At 50.3% G+C, this 16589-nt stretch carries 16 protein-coding genes and 2 rRNA genes; 12 read left to right on the forward strand and 6 right to left on the reverse strand.

What is annotated here, in order from left to right; genetic code table 11:
• Window positions 1–108: 108 nt before the first annotated feature.
• Window positions 109–654, reverse strand: coding sequence for an oligoribonuclease (gene orn, locus VHA_RS00035; RefSeq protein WP_005500590.1), 546 nt, complete (start codon window positions 652–654; stop codon window positions 109–111).
• 78 nt (window positions 655–732) lie between these two features.
• Here orn and rsgA point away from each other — a divergent pair, with 78 nt between their 5' ends.
• The 4 genes from rsgA (at window position 733) to VHA_RS00055 (ending at window position 5440) form a co-directional block, all read left to right on the forward strand.
• Window positions 733–1785, forward strand: a complete 1053-nt coding sequence (rsgA, locus tag VHA_RS00040) for a small ribosomal subunit biogenesis GTPase RsgA (RefSeq protein WP_005500592.1) — start codon at window positions 733–735, stop codon at window positions 1783–1785.
• Between the two features lie 112 nt (window positions 1786–1897).
• The gene (gene asd, locus VHA_RS00045) at window positions 1898–2809 is read left to right on the forward strand and encodes an archaetidylserine decarboxylase (protein WP_005500596.1); all 912 of its coding nucleotides are present in this window, start codon (window positions 1898–1900) and stop codon (window positions 2807–2809) included.
• A gap of 192 nt (window positions 2810–3001) precedes the next feature.
• Window positions 3002–4417, forward strand: a complete 1416-nt coding sequence (locus tag VHA_RS00050; RefSeq protein ID WP_005500598.1) for an SLC13 family permease — start codon at window positions 3002–3004, stop codon at window positions 4415–4417.
• 132 nt (window positions 4418–4549) lie between these two features.
• Window positions 4550–5440, forward strand: a complete 891-nt coding sequence (locus VHA_RS00055) for a DMT family transporter (RefSeq protein ID WP_005500599.1) — start codon at window positions 4550–4552, stop codon at window positions 5438–5440.
• A 58-nt stretch (window positions 5441–5498) separates the two neighbouring features.
• On the opposite strand, the gene epmA is transcribed toward VHA_RS00055, so the two are convergent.
• A complete protein-coding gene (epmA, locus tag VHA_RS00060) occupies window positions 5499–6470 on the reverse strand; it encodes an elongation factor P--(R)-beta-lysine ligase (protein ID WP_005500600.1) in 972 nt (323 codons plus the stop codon).
• A gap of 462 nt (window positions 6471–6932) precedes the next feature.
• Here epmA and frdA point away from each other — a divergent pair, with 462 nt between their 5' ends.
• The 4 genes from frdA to frdD are packed head-to-tail and all read left to right on the forward strand — an operon-like array spanning window position 6933 to window position 10263.
• A complete protein-coding gene (frdA, locus tag VHA_RS00065; RefSeq protein ID WP_005500601.1) occupies window positions 6933–8735 on the forward strand; it encodes a fumarate reductase (quinol) flavoprotein subunit in 1803 nt (600 codons plus the stop codon).
• Window positions 8735–9490, forward strand: a complete 756-nt coding sequence (locus tag VHA_RS00070) for a succinate dehydrogenase/fumarate reductase iron-sulfur subunit (protein WP_005500602.1) — start codon at window positions 8735–8737, stop codon at window positions 9488–9490. Before frdA ends, VHA_RS00070 begins: the two co-directional genes overlap by 1 nt.
• A gap of 2 nt (window positions 9491–9492) precedes the next feature.
• Window positions 9493–9876 carry a fumarate reductase subunit FrdC gene (frdC, locus tag VHA_RS00075; protein WP_005500603.1) on the forward strand — a complete coding sequence of 128 codons (384 nt, stop codon included), beginning with the start codon at window positions 9493–9495 and terminating at the stop codon, window positions 9874–9876.
• 24 nt (window positions 9877–9900) lie between these two features.
• Window positions 9901–10263: a fumarate reductase subunit FrdD gene (gene frdD / locus VHA_RS00080; protein ID WP_005500604.1), complete on the forward strand. Its 363-nt coding sequence runs from the start codon at window positions 9901–9903 to the stop codon at window positions 10261–10263.
• 107 nt (window positions 10264–10370) lie between these two features.
• On the opposite strand, the gene efp is transcribed toward frdD, so the two are convergent.
• Window positions 10371–10937 (reverse strand): elongation factor P, encoded by a 567-nt coding sequence (gene efp / locus VHA_RS00085; protein ID WP_005500606.1) that lies wholly within the window; start codon window positions 10935–10937, stop codon window positions 10371–10373.
• A 34-nt stretch (window positions 10938–10971) separates the two neighbouring features.
• Here efp and epmB point away from each other — a divergent pair, with 34 nt between their 5' ends.
• A complete protein-coding gene (epmB, locus tag VHA_RS00090; RefSeq protein WP_005500607.1) occupies window positions 10972–11994 on the forward strand; it encodes an EF-P beta-lysylation protein EpmB in 1023 nt (340 codons plus the stop codon).
• Window positions 11995–12055: 61 nt separating this feature from the next.
• Here epmB and VHA_RS00095 read toward each other — a convergent pair whose 3' ends face one another.
• On the reverse strand, window positions 12056–13108 hold the full coding sequence (locus VHA_RS00095; RefSeq protein ID WP_050778512.1) for a LacI family DNA-binding transcriptional regulator: 1053 nt from the start codon (window positions 13106–13108) through the stop codon (window positions 12056–12058).
• 262 nt (window positions 13109–13370) lie between these two features.
• Here VHA_RS00095 and VHA_RS00100 point away from each other — a divergent pair, with 262 nt between their 5' ends.
• The 3 genes from VHA_RS00100 to ulaA are packed head-to-tail and all read left to right on the forward strand — an operon-like array spanning window position 13371 to window position 15404.
• Entirely contained in the window at window positions 13371–13817 is a 447-nt protein-coding gene (locus tag VHA_RS00100; RefSeq protein WP_005500611.1) for a PTS sugar transporter subunit IIA, read from the forward strand.
• A gap of 30 nt (window positions 13818–13847) precedes the next feature.
• On the forward strand, window positions 13848–14135 hold the full coding sequence (locus tag VHA_RS00105; protein ID WP_005500613.1) for a PTS sugar transporter subunit IIB: 288 nt from the start codon (window positions 13848–13850) through the stop codon (window positions 14133–14135).
• Window positions 14136–14147: 12 nt separating this feature from the next.
• On the forward strand, window positions 14148–15404 hold the full coding sequence (gene ulaA, locus VHA_RS00110; protein ID WP_005500615.1) for a PTS ascorbate transporter subunit IIC: 1257 nt from the start codon (window positions 14148–14150) through the stop codon (window positions 15402–15404).
• A gap of 266 nt (window positions 15405–15670) precedes the next feature.
• On the opposite strand, the gene rrf is transcribed toward ulaA, so the two are convergent.
• Window positions 15671–15786: ribosomal RNA gene (rrf, locus tag VHA_RS00115) — 5S ribosomal RNA — on the reverse strand.
• A gap of 169 nt (window positions 15787–15955) precedes the next feature.
• Window positions 15956–16589, reverse strand: a 23S ribosomal RNA gene (locus VHA_RS00120); the annotation flags it as partial.

A 16589-nucleotide genomic window follows, 5' to 3' on the forward strand; every position in this document is an offset into this window, starting at 1 on the left:
CAAAGACATTTGTCTCTGTCAGGGCTGCGAATTATACGAAGAAAAATCCGGGATGCAAGACTCTAAATCCATAATTTTTGATTTTTCTTCGCATTGATTATTTTGCCGTCAGATCGTGAAGATCTTACTCCGGTAATAGCGCAGTTCTTCAATTGACTCCCGGATATCATCCAACGCCAAATGCGCCCCTTGTTTTTTGAACCCTGACAGAACATCAGGCTGCCAACGGCGAACCAACTCTTTGATCGTGCTGACATCCACCGTGCGGTAATGGAAAAAACGCTCCAGATCAGGCATATGTTTGTACAGGAATCGACGATCCTGCCCGACACTGTTGCCGCAGATCGGTGATACACCCGCAGGTACCCACTCTTGCAAAAATGCGATCGTCTCTTTGACCGCTTGCGCTTCGTTAATGGTACTTTCTTTCACACGCTCCACCAGCCCGCTGCGGGTGTGGGTCTTCGTGCACCACTCATCCATTTTCGCCAGTTCTTCGTCTGACTGGTGAATGGCCAGGACAGGCCCTTCAGCCAACACCTTCAGTTCAGCATCTGTCACTATGGTCGCGATCTCAATGACTTTATGCACTTCCGGGTCTAACCCTGTCATTTCAAGATCAATCCAGATTAAATTCTTATCGCTGAAAGACATCCAAATTGCCTATTTTACAAGTAAACCATGTATCATACTTAGCCTGACATGAAAGCCAACTAAACTAGCGACATTCTCGTGGCAAAAAAGAAAAAGCTCACAAAAGGCCAGTTGCGCCGAGTACGGACAAACCAGAAAAAACGAATCAATCGCCAACAGCAAGACGTCCACTGGGATGACTCCCTGCTTGAAGCCGCCCGTGAAGGGGTTGTGATCACCCGATTTGGCCAGCATGCTGATATCGAAGACAGCCAAACCGGTGTCATTCACCGTTGCAACCTTCGCCGCTCTATCGAAAGCTTGGTGACCGGAGACAACGTCGTCTGGCGTCCTGGCGTAGAGTCACTGCAAGGCATTGCAGGCGTTGTTGAAGCTGTGCATGAACGCCACTCTGTGCTTACCCGTCCAGACTATTACGACGGCGTCAAACCGGTCGCGGCCAATGTGGATCAGGTGGTGATCGTTTCCGCGATATTACCCGAATTGTCTACAAACATTATAGACCGTTACCTGATCGCGACCGAACAGGTTGGCTTTAAACCGCTTATCGTCATCAATAAGATTGATTTGTTGGATAAAGAGGGCCTTGAAAGGATTAAGAATATCCTCACCCTGTATACCGACATTGGCTATGACGTCTTAATGGTGAGCCAGAAGACCGGTGAAGGGATTGATGATCTCAAGGCATACCTTGCTGGCAGCACCAGCATTTTTGTTGGCCAGTCAGGTGTCGGTAAGTCCAGTCTGGTGAATGCGCTGCTTCCTGAAGTCAATGCAGATACCGGTGAGGTCTCTGAAAACTCAGGTCTTGGCCAGCACACGACGACGACGGCACGCTTGTACCATTTCCCGGGGGGGGGCGATTTGATCGACAGCCCGGGCGTACGTGAGTTCGGTTTGTGGCACCTAGAACCTGAACAGGTCACCCAAGGCTTTAAGGAATTCCGTGACTACCTTGGTGGTTGCAAGTTCCGCGACTGTAAGCACAAAGACGATCCGGGCTGTCTGCTACGCGAAGCGTTGGAAGAGGGCAAGATCAGCATTGAGCGTTTCGAGAGTTACCACAAAATTATCGACAGCATGTCTGAAGTGAAAGCTAACCGTCAGTTCTCCCGCAATAAAGAGAACTGACAACGACTCTCACTGAGCACTAACTGGTTAGCGGCCTGTTAATTTTGTAAACTGAGCCGCTTTTTTAAATTCCAGGCCCGCTTTCGGGCGCATACGAGTTAGGAAAATAACCGTGTCTAACGATTTAAAAATTGGCTTGCAATATTGCATGCCAAAACACCTGCTAACCCGTCTTGTTGGCAAACTGGCCGCGGCGAAAGCCGGCTTTCTGACCACGGCTGTTATCAAGTGGTTTATCCGCCAGTACAAGGTGGAAATGGGCGAAGCCAAAAATCCGGATCCGAAAAGCTATCCAACCTTTAACGACTTCTTTGTTCGTGAGTTGAAAGAAGGTGCACGTCCTGTCAATGATGACGCGAACGTGATCACCCATCCGGCCGATGCCTGCGTCAGCCAGGCAGGCCCCATTGAAAAAGGCCGTCTGATCCAGGCCAAAGGGCATACTTTTGATGCCTGTGAGCTGCTCGGCGGCGATGCCAAACTGGCTGAGGAATTTGCCGGTGGTGATTTTGCCACCCTTTATCTGTCACCACGTGATTATCACCGCGTTCACATGCCGTGCGACGGTACACTGCGCCAGATGATTTATGTGCCTGGCGATCTGTTTTCGGTAAATCCACTGACTGCTGAAAACGTGCCAAACCTGTTCGCGCGTAATGAACGTGTGGTGTGTATTTTCGAGACCGCTTTCGGCCCCATGGCACACATTCTGGTAGGCGCAACTATCGTCGGCAGCATTGAAACCGTTTGGTCCGGCACGGTTACGCCACCTACCGGTCAAAGTATCCGCCGCTGGGATTACCCGACAGAAGGTGAGCAGGCTATCCGTCTGAAAAAAGGCCAAGAAATGGGTCGCTTCAAGCTGGGGTCTACTGTAATTAACCTGTTCCCGAAAGGCGCAATCACGTTTGATGAGGCCATTATACCCGGCAAACCGACCCGTATGGGGGATGTGTATGCCCGCCAGAATGGCGCACCAACCCCAGCCGAAACAGAATCCAATGAGACACAGGACACAGAATAAACAAACTGTGACCTGTAGCAAAAAGGGCTGCAATGCCCTTTTTTTGTCTCCGAAATTTAGACAAGCACAGAGTATTTTCTTTTCAAGACCGTATGCTGTAGGCCGTACTGAGTAGCCAAGATAATGAATTATCAAATAAATGATTGGCTACTCTTTTCTGTTTTATATTTTCTGAAAGTGGAACTCTGCTGTATGCCAAACCTTTCCCGGGCCGTTATCATCAAGTTTATTGTGGCGCTTGGCGTGCCTTTGGGTGTGTTGATGATGCCCATTGACTGGATCCCGCTGGATGATCTTACGGTGATCCAGCATCGACTGCTTACCATCTTCCTGCTGGCTGCCCTGCTTTGGGTACTTGAGCCTGTCCCGGTTTTTGCCACCTCAATCCTGATCATTGCCCTTGAACTCATCATGATCTCCGATAAAGGCCTCTCGCTATTTCGTGACGCCGCGACAGAGCATCATTTTGGGGAGCTTATCAAATACACCGACATATTCAGTGCGTTCTCATCGCCAATCATTATCCTGTTTATGGGCGGCTTCGCGCTGGCCATCGCCGCCTCCAAGTATGAACTCGATAACAACCTTGCCCGGGTTCTGCTCAAACCTTTTGGCACCCAACCGCGCTTTATCATGCTGGGGCTGATGCTGATCACGGCGGTGTTCTCCATGTTTATGTCCAACACCGCAACAACTGTCATGATGCTGGCGCTGCTGGCCCCTATCGTGGCCTCTGTGCCAAAGGGAGACAATGGTATTAAGGCGCTGGTGCTGTGTATCCCTATCGCAGCCAATACCGGTGGTATTGCCACCCCGATTGGTACCCCACCCAACGCCATTGCCCTGCAATACCTCACCGGTGAAAACGCTATCAGCTTTCTGGGATGGATGACCATGGGCCTTCCGTTTGTGATGGTGCAGCTCACTTTCGCCTGGTGGTTACTGCAACGGCTTTTCCCAACCCAGCAACAGGAAATGAAGCTGAAACTCAATGGCCATTTCCAGAAAAGCTGGCAAGCCTATACTGTTTACGTCACATTTGCTGCCACTATCCTGCTCTGGATGACCACCAGCCTGCATGGCATGAACACCTACGTGGTCGCTATTCTTCCGCTGGCTGTGTTCACCCTGACAGGTATCATGGGTAAAGAAGAGATCAAGCAGATTAACTGGGACGTACTCTGGCTGGTCGCAGGGGGGATAGCTATCGGTCTGGCATTGGACAAAACCGGCCTTGCAGCGGCGCTGGCCCATGCGGTCGATTACGACGCCCTCACCCCACTTTCAGTCGTGCTGACTCTGTCTGTGATTTGCTGGCTGATGGCGAATTTTATGTCCAACACAGCCACCGCCAACCTGTTAATGCCCATTGCTGCCGCCGTGGCTATGTCGATGGAAAGCCTTGCCGCTGTAGGCGGTATCCAGGGACTTCTGGTCGTTGTGGCGTTCTCAGCGTCACTGGGTATGATCCTGCCCGTCTCTACCCCACCAAACAGTCTGGCCTACTCCACCGGCCTGATTGAAAGTAAAGACATGGCCAAAGCCGGTATTATTGTCGGTTTAGTCGGCCTTGCGATTGTCTATGGTGCCCTTGTTATCCTGAACTGATCGAGAGGCACCGGCCTGAAGGGACTTGTTGCCAGCGCATATTAATGGGGAAAGTGCATTCGGCGCTTTCCCCGTCATCGTTGAACAGATACACTCGCGGTCCATTCCGTTTTTTCAACAAAAGGTGTCATTTTGGGTTACGAATGGCTCGCACTTGGCGCTGCCTTCCTGTGGGGTATTTCCAGCCTGATTTCTGTCACGCCTGCGCGCCATCTGGGCAGTTTTGCCTATAGCCGCTGGCGGATGGCCTGCGTGTCCGTGATGCTGACATCACTGGCACTGTTCACCGGTGGCTGGGCCACCATCTCATCAGATGTTCTCTGGCCGATGGCACTTTCCGGCCTTATCGGCATTTTTATCGGCGATACTGCCCTGTTTGGCTGCATGAACCGAATTGGCCCACGCCGCTCTGGCCTGCTCTATTCCTGTCATGCCGGCTTTTCTGCGCTGCTGGGTATCTGGCTGTTTGGCGAAACGCTGGAAGGCCTCCGTCTTCTGGGGGCGATACTGGTGTTTTCCGGTGTGATGATCGCAGTGTTTTTTCGCCAAAGCGGCAACGCGCACCAATGGGAAGAGACTAAAGGCAATATCTGGGTAGCTGTAGGACTGGGTTTGACCGCCGCACTTTGTCAGTCACTGGGTGGGGTGATTGCCAAACCCGTGCTGACCCTGGGCGTTGACCCTATCGCAGCATCAGCAATCCGGATGATTACGGCATTTCTTGCCCATGGCGCCCTGATTTTCCTGCAGGTGCGAGCAGCAAAGCCGGTTAACCCGATTAACTGGCGTATTTTCGGTATGGTGGTGGTAAATGGCTTTCTGGCAATGGCCGTCGGCATGACCCTGATTATGTACGCATTGCAATGGGGTGACGTGGGTATGGTAGCCTTGCTGTCATCGACAACGCCGGTGATGATCCTGCCTTTGATTTGGCTGTTTACCAAAGTGCGCCCCGCCCCCAGTGCCTGGCTGGGTGCTGCGCTGGCTGTGATTGGCGCAGGCCTTATCGTGACCAACAGCTGACGCATTCCACCGTAAAAAAATGCCGCTCAGGAGAAGCGGCATTTTTGTTTCAACTGGATTATGCGCGTCCTACCGGGAAAGCAATCACATCATCAATGTGCGCTTTATCCAGCGCCAGCATGATCAGGCGATCGACCCCCAGCGCGACACCGGCACACTCCGGCAGCCCATGGCGCAGGGCGTCAATCAGGTGATGGTCTATCGGTTGGGGTTGCAGTCCCATTTTTTCGCGCTTGCGGTTATCTTCCTCAAAGCGCGCCAGCTGCTCGTTCGCATCATCAAGCTCATAAAAGCCATTTGCGAGTTCAATCCCTTTAAAATACACCTCAAAGCGCGCTGCGACGCGGTTGTCGTTTTCGCACACTCTTGCCAACGCTGCCTGTGACGCCGGGAAGTTATAAATAAAGGCTGGAACGGTTTGGCCAATCTGTGCTTCTACCCCAACACTGAACAACAGTTGCAACAGGGTATCGCGATCCTCTTCCTGATCAGCAATATCAGACAGACCGAGCAGTGCAGCGGCCGCTTTTAGTTCATCCATCGAGCCTTCGAGCGGACAAACGCCTAACACCTTGATAAAAGCTTCCTGATAGGTCATTCGCTCTGCGTTTTTAACACCGAGAACACGTTGCAATAACGCATCCATTTCATCCATCAGTGCATGGTGATCAAAACCCGGACGGTACCATTCCAGCATGGTGAATTCCGGATTATGGTTGCGCCCTGCCTCCTCATTACGGAAGGCTTTGTTGATTTGGTAGATGGCACCGCTGCCTGCCGCTAACAGGCGTTTCATGTGAAACTCAGGACTGGTCATCATGTACAAGGGGATCCCTTTGGCAAAGCCTGGGCCGACAAAATCGGTTTTAAACGTGTGCAGATGCACATCCGTCACCGTTGCCTGGCTCATTGCTGGTGTATCCACTTCCCAAACATCCCGTTCGGCAAAAAAACAGCGAATATCATTCACCAGCCGGGCCCGGGCTTTCAGGGTTTCAATCTCAGCGGTGGGGCGCCATTCAAGGTTCATTGTGGTTACTCAAGTGTTGGGTGGATTGGCAATATTTTAACCTTGGGATCGAGTGATAGAAACCCAGCCTCTACCGGATAAGAGACATGTCTTTTTATCCCATTACCCCAATCATTTAAATTAACGCAATAAAACCGCAAAACAGCTTATTGTTAATCATTCTCATTTTCACGAAAAATCCATTTAAAATAGTGGGTTATAGCACATTGTAATTAGGCAAACTTCACGTGTTAGAAACAAGGAAAGTAGAGTTGCAACCTCTGATTAACAAGGTGATTCTTTACCGCCTCAAGACATAGATCACAAATCTACTGTTCTGATACACCACCAGGCAAAAACTCGGAACAAATACCCTCTCAGGTCAAATTTTACGGGATTTAACTTTACTAAGATGGAGGCAGTTTTTGAGTCAGATGCGCAATTGGCATCTTTAAATTTTTAACAATCCTCCGGAGGATAGCTGTGAAAACCATTACCACAGATATCGCTGTTATTGGCGCGGGCGGTGCAGGTCTTCGCACTGCAATTGCTGCTGCTGAAGCAAACCCAAAACTGGAAATCGCGCTGGTTTCCAAAGTCTACCCAATGCGCTCCCACACGGTGGCCGCAGAAGGTGGCTCCGCCGCTGTTATCAAGGATGAGGATAGTCTCGATAACCACTTCAACGATACCGTTGGCGGTGGTGACTGGCTATGTGAACAGGACGTTGTTGAATATTTTGTTGAGAACGCAACCCGCGAAATGATCCAGTTGGAACAATGGGGTTGTCCTTGGAGCCGCAAGGAAAACGGTGATGTCAATGTACGCCGCTTCGGGGGTATGAAAGTAGAACGTACCTGGTTTGCTGCAGACAAAACCGGCTTCCACATGCTGCATACCCTGTTCCAGACATCAATCAAATACCCACAAATCAAACGTCTCGACGAGTACTTTGTTGTAGACCTGCTGGTTGTCGATAACCAGGTCCAGGGCCTGATTGCCATTCATATGGCAGAAGGCGAACTGGTCTGCATTAAAGCGAAATCTGTGGTACTGGCAACCGGTGGTGCTGGCCGCGTGTATAACTGCAACACCAACGGCGGTATCGTGACCGGCGACGGCATGGCGATGGCATTCCGCCACGGTGTGGCGCTGCGCGACATGGAGTTCGTTCAGTATCACCCAACCGGCCTGCCAGGCACCGGTATCCTGATGACAGAAGGTTGCCGTGGAGAAGGCGGTATCATTGTTAACAAGCACGGTTACCGCTACCTGCAAGATTACGGCATGGGTCCGGAAACCCCTGTTGGCAAACCAAAGAACAAATACATGGAGCTGGGCCCACGAGACAAGGTGTCACAGGCATTCTGGCACGAGCAGCAAAAAGGCAACACCATCAAGCACCCTCTGGGCGATGTGGTTCACCTTGACCTTCGCCACCTGGGTGAAGAATACCTCAAAGAGCGCCTGCCATTTATCTGCGAGCTGGCAAAAGCCTACGTAAACGTAGACCCAGCCAAAGAGCCGATCCCAATCCGTCCAACTGTGCACTACACCATGGGTGGTATTGAAACGAATGCACGCACTGAAACCAGCATCAAAGGTCTGTTTGCAGTCGGTGAATGTTCTTCTGTCGGCCTGCATGGTGCAAACCGTCTAGGTTCTAACTCTCTGGCAGAGCTGGTGGTCTTCGGCCGCGTAGCGGGTGAAGGTGCGGCTGAACGTGCAGCAGAATTCACGGGCTGGAACGATGCGGAAATCGACCGTCAGGTCAAAGCGGTTGAAAACCGTATTGCTACCCTGATGTCGCAGGAAGGCGATGAAAACTGGTCAGATATCCGTACCGAAATGGGTCACACCATGGAAGCGGGCTGTGGTATCTACCGCCGTGAAGATTTGATGCAAACCACCATCGACAAACTGGCTGAGCTGAAAGAGCGTTACAAGCGCATCAGCATTAAAGACAAAGGTAAGGTCTTTAACACTGACCTGCTGTACGCCATTGAAGTGGGTTCGGGTCTGGATGTTGCAGAAGCCATGGCACACTCAGCAATCCTGCGTCGCGAATCACGCGGGGCCCACCAACGTCTGGATGAAGGCTGCACCGAGCGTGATGACGTGAACTTCCTGAAACACTCACTGGCGTTTTATAACCCTGAAGGTGCACCGACCATCAAGTACAGTGATGTGACAATTACCAAGTCTCAGCCTAAAGCACGTCTTTACGGTGCTGCTGCAGAAGAAGCAGAGGCAGCGGCTAAGAAAGCACAGAAGGAGCAGGCATAATGTCAGCAAACCGCATTCAGAAAGTCAGCATTCTTCGCTACGACCCATCGAAAGATGACGAGCCACGTCTACAAACGTTTGACGTGCCGTTTGATGAAACCATGTCTGTCCTTGATGCGTTAGGTTACATCAAAGATCATCTGGACAAGGATCTCTCTTACCGCTGGTCTTGTCGCATGGCGATCTGTGGTTCGTGCGGCATCATGGTGAATAAAGTGCCAAAGCTGGCCTGTAAAGCCTTCCTGCGTGATTACCCGGACGGCGTCACCATTGAGCCACTGGCGAACTTCCCAATAGAGAAAGACCTGATTGTCGACATGACGCCATTTATCGAGCGTCTGGAAGCCATCAAGCCTTATATCATCGGCAATGACCGTACACCGGAAGATGGCCCGAACAACCAAACGCCGGAACAGCTGGCACGCTATAAGCAATTCGCTGGTTGCATCAACTGTGGCCTTTGCTATGCCGCATGTCCACAGTTTGGCCTGAACCCTGAATTTATTGGCCCGGCAGCACTGACGCTGGCACACCGTTATAACCTCGACAGCCGTGACAACGGCGCTGAAGAGCGTATGAAGCTTATCAACGGTGAAAACGGCGCATGGGGTTGTACCTTCGTGGGTTACTGTTCTGAAGTGTGTCCGAAGAATGTTGATCCGGCTGCAGCCGTTAACCAGGGCAAGATTGCATCGTCCCAGGACTTCGTGATCGCAATGCTGAAGCCAGATGGCTCTAAGAAAGTGGAGGCTTAAGGATGTCTAACCGTAAACCTTACGTTCGCGAAATGAAACGTACCTGGTGGAAAGATCATCCTTTCTACCGCATGTATATGCTGCGTGAAGCGACAGTGTTGCCACTGATCTTTTTCACCCTGTGCCTGACTTTCGGTTTAGGTAGCTTGGTGTTAGGCGAAGCCGCCTGGAATAGCTGGCTGTCATTCATGGCAAACCCTGTCGCTATCGCAATCAACATCGTTGCACTGGCAGGCAGCTTGTTCCACGCACAAACTTTCTTCAGCATGATGCCGCAGGTGATGCCAATTCGCATCGGTGGCAAGTTGCTGGACAAGAAAGTCGTTGTCTTGGCGCAGTGGGCTGCTGTCGCAGTGATTTCTGCTGTGGTTATGTTTTTGGTTTAACCCCGACATCTGAGGAGATTTAACGTGGTCGATTTGAATCCAAAACGTTCTGACGAACCGGTATGGTGGGGTCTGTTTGGTGCAGGTGGCTCATGGTTTGCAATGATCACTCCGGTAACCATTCTGGTCCTGGGGATCATGGCACCGTTGGGTATGCTGGATGCAGAAGCGCTGAGCTATGAGCGCGTAACCGGTTTTGTTACCAGCTTTATCGGTGCACTGTTCACTATCGGTACCCTTTCCCTGCCAATGTGGCATGCTATGCACCGTCTTCACCACGGTATGCATGACCTGAAATTCCACACTGGCACCGCAGGCAAAGTGGCGTGTTATGCGACAGCCTTTCTGGTGACTGCCCTGTCTGTGATTTTCATTGTCATGATCTAATCACGGCAAGCGTTCAAAAAAAGCACCTTCGGGTGCTTTTTTAGTTTCTGTTGCGGCATAAACGCAAAAGCGCCCCGAAGGGCGCTCTACTCGTGAGAAGTATCGAATTACTTCACGCGGCTTACGTATTCACCTGAGCGGGTGTCTACTTTGATCACTTCACCGATTTGGATGAACAGAGGCACACGCACAACAGCGCCCGTGCTCAGTGTTGCAGGTTTACCGCCAGTACCTTGGGTATCTCCTTTCAGGCCAGGATCAGTTTCAGTCACTTCCAGCTCAACAAAGTTTGGTGGTGTTACCGCAATTGGGTTGCCGTTCCACAGAGTCAGGGTGCAGCGATCGTTCTCTTTCAGCCATTTGATGTTGTCAGCAACCGCTTTCTCGTCTGCTGCGATCTGCTCAAAGGTTTCTGCGTTCATGAAATGCCAGAATTCACCGTCGGTGTACAGGTAGTCCAGCTCCATATCGATTACGTCAGCAGCTTCAACAGTGTCACCGGATTTGAAAGTCTTCTCCAGCACTTTGCCTGAAAGCAGTTTACGGATTTTCACGCGGTTGAACGCCTGGCCTTTACCAGGCTTCACGAACTCGTTTTCGATAATGACACAAGGCTCGTTATCGAGCATAATTTTCATTCCGCCGCGGAATTCATTGGTGCTAAAAGACGCCATGTCTATCCTCTTAACATCTTCGAAGTTGTCATAAATGCCGGACATAATAACCCGAAAAGCGCCGTCTGTTGAGCAAAACTGGCTTAAAGAACTGGCAAATGCTGTCTCAGATCCTCAAATTCTGCTGCAACAGCTTGATATCGAGCCTTCCTCGTGGACGTCCGGCTTTTCTGCACGCAACCTGTTCGTACAGCGCGTGCCACAGAGCTTTATCAACCGTATGGAAAAGGGCAACCCGGACGATCCGCTGTTACGTCAGGTGCTGCCAGTGATAGAAGAGTTTGATGAGGTCCCCGGCTTCTCCACTGATCCCCTTGAAGAGCAGGGAAATGACGTTCCCGGCCTGCTGCACAAATACAAAAACCGGGTATTGATGATTGTTAAAGGCGGCTGCGCGATCAACTGCAGGTATTGTTTCCGCCGCCACTTCCCATACCAGGACAACAAAGGCGGAAAAAGCACCTGGCGCGAAGCGATCGCTTACTTGCAACAACATCCTGAAGTGGATGAGGTTATCTTATCCGGGGGCGATCCCCTGATGGCAAAAGACCACGAATTGCAGTGGCTGATTGAAGCGATTGAATCCGTGCCACACATCAAACGCCTTCGTATCCACACCCGCTTACCTGTTGTGATCCCATCACGGGTGACGGTAACACTGGCAAATATGCTCGCAACGTCGAGATTGAATATCGTACTGGTTACCCATATCAACCACGCCAACGAAATTGATGACGAATTGCGGGCGGTTATGGCAACTCTTAAGCATGCCGGTGTCACCCTCTTGAACCAAGGTGTGCTGCTTCGCGGTGTGAATGATTCTGTCGAAGCGCTCAAAAACCTGAGCAACCGTCTGTTTGATGCCGGAATCTTGCCGTATTACCTGCATGTACTGGACAAGGTGAAAGGTGCGGCGCACTTTCTGGTGGATGATGAAACCGCAAGAAACCTGATGTCCGGGCTGATTAAAGAAGTTTCCGGCTATCTGGTTCCCCGCCTTACCCGGGAAATTGGCGGGCGCGATAGCAAAACGCCACTCGACCTTCATCTTGAGTAAGTATTCACTGACTAAAAACTGCTTGCTTGGCAGTCAGTTGCAGGCAATGGTGAAAAGCTGATTAGCTGCTGTTTCTGGCGATGAGGGTGAAAGTAAGCGTTTCGAGATCATCGTCGAGTGTCTGGCCATTTAATCTAGCTAACAACAAATGAGCCGCTTTCTTGCCCATCTCGGTGTAATCCACGTTAATAGATGTCAATGACGGGTAACACTCTTCACAAGACTCGCTTCCATCCAGACAGCTCACTGCCAGTGCATGTGGCACTCTCACCACCTGTTTATGACATTCAAACAATACACCAAGCGCAATACTTTCATGGCTGCAGACCAGCGCATCAAGCTCGGGCTGCCTCAATCTCAAGCGGTTCATTGCATCTCTTCCCAATTGCATCGATGGGTTTTCATGCGTGGTGATGAAATGATCAGGGGTTAGGTAAGACTCTATCATGCCTGCCTGCCAACCAGACAGCTGTTGCTGCAGCACTGACTGCTCCGCCCGCGCACCAACAAAGCCAATATTTTTATAGCCCTTGCCAACCAAATGTAACGTCATTGCTTTCGCGGCATCGTAGTGACTGACGCCAATATTCAAATCAACCGCATCCGGGATTCGTTCATTGACTTCAATAACCGGGATTTTGGCGGCTTCAAGCTGCTTACGTGAATGTTCGAGACGCTCACTACCGAATAGCACCACAGCAGCTGGATTGTTTTCCAGCATTGCTGTTAGCAGCTCCGCCTCACGCTCCACGTCAAAATTGTTATAGCCAGTAAATACTTGGTATTCCGCGGTACGGACAACATCCTGAAAGGCGATCAAGAATTCACTACAGGCTTTTTCGGTAAAAGAAGGAAGGATAACTGCAATTGAGTTGCTTTTTACTGAAGCAAGGGAGCCTGCGGCCTTGTTGGGAATATAACCTAATTCGTTAACCGCCTCGTTAATGCGGATACGTAGCTTTTCGGAGACCTGATCCGGCGTACGAAGTGCACGGGAAACAGTCATCGTGCCCACACCGGCAAGTTTCGCCACATCAGTGATAGTCGCCCGACCGGTGCTGCGCCGTTTCCTCGGCGTTCTATTTAGGCTTTGATTTTCCTCGTACTTTTCCATTCAGTATCCGCTAAAGCAAGTCCATATTTCATCACTGATGAGCGCCTCATTATACCTTTACACCTGATGAAAATCGTCTTCTGTTTTGGCGAATCCATATGCAACACCCCGCCTAGACTCATGTCCTCTCACGAATGATAGCGCTATCACACTTCATGATAGCACTGAATGGTAACGCTACCATTGTGATTAATATCCCATTAAAAAATTTAACATCCGTATAAATTAGCATCACACAGGGCACTGACGGAGAAACATAACAATGCTGAATACCCTACTGACTCCTGACGTCATCAATATCCATTCATCGGCAAAAGACTGGAAGCACGCGGTTGCATTGGCATGTCAGCCGCTACTGGATAACGGCAGCATCGAAGCAAGTTACGTAGATGCGATATATAAAAGTCATGCTGATCTCGGCCCTTATTATGTGGTTGGTCCGCGTATCGCCATGCCACATGCACGGCCGGAAGACGGTGTAAACAGACTGTCGATGAGCCTGACCGTGCTTAAGGAGGGTGTGAATTTCAATGCTGACGACAACGATCCGGTTTACTTACTGATCACACTCGCAGCCACGGATAGCAATAGTCATGTAGATGCTATCGCGAATCTCGCAGAACTCTTTATGAATGATGAAGATGTCAGTGCTATTTGCAATGCACAGGATAGCGCGGAAATTTCGGCGATTATCGATAAATATCAATAACATCAAACAATAAAACAAGAGGTAGCAACAATGAAAATTATGGTGGTTTGCGGCCATGGCTTAGGTACCAGCCTGATGATGGAAATGAGCCTGAAAGGTATTGTCAATGAACTAAACGTTCAGGCAGACATTGATCACACTGACTTGGGATCAGCAAAAGGCACGGAGTGTGATTTATTTGTGGCAACAAATGATATCGCAGAACAACTAAAGGCACTGGATGTTGGCCAACCTATCGTCGCGCTCGACAACATGGTTGACAAAAACATGATGAAGGAACGCCTTTCTTCAGCCCTTAAGGATATGGGTGTTTTGTAAAAGGAACCGACTATGGAATTCTTCAGTTTTTTAATGAATGACGTGCTGGCAGAACCCGCTGTTCTTGTTGGCCTAATTGCTCTTGTAGGGTTGGTTGCCCAGAAGAAACCTTTCACCGACTGTATTAAAGGCACCGTCAAAACCATCATGGGCTTTGTCATTCTGGGGGCGGGGGCTGGCTTGGTAGTCAGCTCCCTCGGTGACTTCGCAACCATATTCCAGCACGCTTTTGGTATTGCGGGCGTCGTCCCAAATAACGAAGCGATTGTCTCGATTGCACAGGAAACATTCGGGAAAGAAATGGCGATGATCATGTTTTTTGCCATGGTTATCAATATCTTAATTGCCAGATTCACACCTTGGAAATTCATCTTCCTGACTGGCCACCACACGCTGTTTATGTCGATGATGGTTGCCGCCATTCTGTCTTCATCAGGAATGTCTGGTGTCTCCCTCGTTGCTTTCGGCGCGTTGGTAGTCGGCGTTCTAATGGTATTTTTCCCGGCTATTGCACACCCTTACATGAAGCAGGTAACGGGTTCAGACGATGTTGCCATCGGCCATTTTTCAACACTTTCTTACGTAATGGCAGGCTTTATTGGCAGCAAGCTTGGTGATAAAACCAGAACAACCGAAGACATGAATGTCCCTAAGAGCTTACTCTTTCTGAGAGATACACCTGTTGCTATCTCATTCACTATGTCGATTATCTTTATGGTGACCTGCCTTTTCGCAGGGGGAGATTATGTCCGGGAAGTCAGCGGTGGTAAGCACTGGTTTATGTTTTCCCTGATGCAATCTATCGTCTTTGCGGCTGGTGTGTATATCATTCTTCAAGGTGTACGCATGATCATTGCTGAAATCGTACCGGCATTTAAAGGCATTTCGGATAAGTTGGTGCCAAACGCAAAGCCCGCATTGGATTGCCCTGTTGTATTCCCTTACGCACCGAATGCGGTATTAGTAGGCTTTCTTTCCAGCTTTACTGCCGGATTACTCGGCATGGCACTCCTTTATGTAATGGGATTAACCGTGATCATCCCTGGTGTGGTTCCCCACTTCTTCGTTGGGGCCGCAGCTGGTGTATTCGGGAATGCGTTAGGAGGAAGTCGGGGGGCTATCTGGGGATCATTCGCCCAGGGTCTAATGATTACTTTCTTACCTGTCATGTTGATGCCAGTTCTCGGCGATCTCGGCTTTGCCAATACAACGTTCAGCGACGCCGATTTTGGTGTAGTAGGTATTTTACTCGGCATTATTGTCCGTTAAGCGTTTAGGCACTAAACATTTAAAAATAAAAGATCCGATGGCCGGATCTTTTATTTATTAGTGACTAAATTCCAGTTGGTGCAAACCAATAAGCGGGCCTAACTCTAATACTTCACTTCATTACGTTCTTCAATCCAGGCTCTGATTGATTCTCTGTCCTGCTCTGTCGCCGAACCATAACGTCACGCAGGCAGGCCTTCCTGGTGGCTGGCCTTCTCGTCGTACTTTTTGTCTTCACTTTCTTAAAAAGTGAAAGAAAATTGGACGCCTGGCGATGTCCTACTCTCACATGGGGAGACCCCACACTACCATCGGCGCTGCTCTGTTTCACTTCTGAGTTCGGCATGGAGTCAGGTGGGTCCAAAGCGCTATGGTCGCCAAGCAAATTCTGTATCGGGGTTCTCGGTCCTGGGTGACTAGACCCTGGGAACGCCCATTAAAATCTTGGAAAACTGACCGCGGTTGCTCTTACTAGATCCTAGCAACCGCTCTCTCTCTTTACACACTCTTTGTGTTCTTACTTGAGTCCGTCAAAACCCCTTGGGTGTTGTAGGGTTAAGCCTCACGGGCAATTAGTATCAGTTAGCTCAATGCCTCACAGCACTTACACACCTGACCTATCTACGTCGTCGTCTCCAACAACCCTTTAGAAGGCTTTTAGCCTTAGGGAGAACTCATCTCGAGGCTCGCTTCCCGCTTAGATGCTTTCAGCGGTTATCAATTCCGAACTTAGCTACCGGGCAATGCCACTGGCGTGACAACCCGAACACCAGAGGTTCGTCCACTCCGGTCCTCTCGTACTAGGAGCAGCCCCTCTCAATTCTCCAACGCCCACGGCAGATAGGGACCGAACTGTCTCACGACGTTCTAAACCCAGCTCGCGTACCACTTTAAATGGCGAACAGCCATACCCTTGGGACCGACTTCAGCCCCAGGATGTGATGAGCCGACATCGAGGTGCCAAACACCGCCGTCGATATGAACTCTTGGGCGGTATCAGCCTGTTATCCCCGGAGTACCTTTTATCCGTTGAGCGATGGCCCTTCCATTCAGAACCACCGGATCACTATGACCTGCTTTCGCACCTGCTCGAACCGTCATTCTCGCAGTCAAGCGGGCTTTTGCCATTGCACTAACCTCACGATGTCCGACCGTGATTAGCCCACCTTCGTGCTCCTCCGTTAC

The organism is Grimontia hollisae CIP 101886 (assembly GCF_000176515.1).
Lineage (GTDB): Bacteria > Pseudomonadota > Gammaproteobacteria > Enterobacterales > Vibrionaceae > Enterovibrio > Enterovibrio hollisae.

Coding starts and splice junctions, on each gene's coding strand:
- orn (WP_005500590.1), bottom strand. CDS start 654: ATGTCTTTCAGCGATAAGAATTTAATCTGGATTGATCTTGAAATGACA.
- VHA_RS00070 (WP_005500602.1), top strand. CDS start 8,735: ATGTCAGCAAACCGCATTCAGAAAGTCAGCATTCTTCGCTACGACCCA.
- ulaA (WP_005500615.1), top strand. CDS start 14,148: ATGGAATTCTTCAGTTTTTTAATGAATGACGTGCTGGCAGAACCCGCT.
- VHA_RS00095 (WP_050778512.1), bottom strand. CDS start 13,108: ATGGAAAAGTACGAGGAAAATCAAAGCCTAAATAGAACGCCGAGGAAA.
- epmA (WP_005500600.1), bottom strand. CDS start 6,470: ATGAACCTTGAATGGCGCCCCACCGCTGAGATTGAAACCCTGAAAGCC.
- epmB (WP_005500607.1), top strand. CDS start 10,972: ATGCCGGACATAATAACCCGAAAAGCGCCGTCTGTTGAGCAAAACTGG.
- frdC (WP_005500603.1), top strand. CDS start 9,493: ATGTCTAACCGTAAACCTTACGTTCGCGAAATGAAACGTACCTGGTGG.
- VHA_RS00050 (WP_005500598.1), top strand. CDS start 3,002: ATGCCAAACCTTTCCCGGGCCGTTATCATCAAGTTTATTGTGGCGCTT.
- VHA_RS00100 (WP_005500611.1), top strand. CDS start 13,371: ATGCTGAATACCCTACTGACTCCTGACGTCATCAATATCCATTCATCG.
- efp (WP_005500606.1), bottom strand. CDS start 10,937: ATGGCGTCTTTTAGCACCAATGAATTCCGCGGCGGAATGAAAATTATG.
- VHA_RS00105 (WP_005500613.1), top strand. CDS start 13,848: ATGAAAATTATGGTGGTTTGCGGCCATGGCTTAGGTACCAGCCTGATG.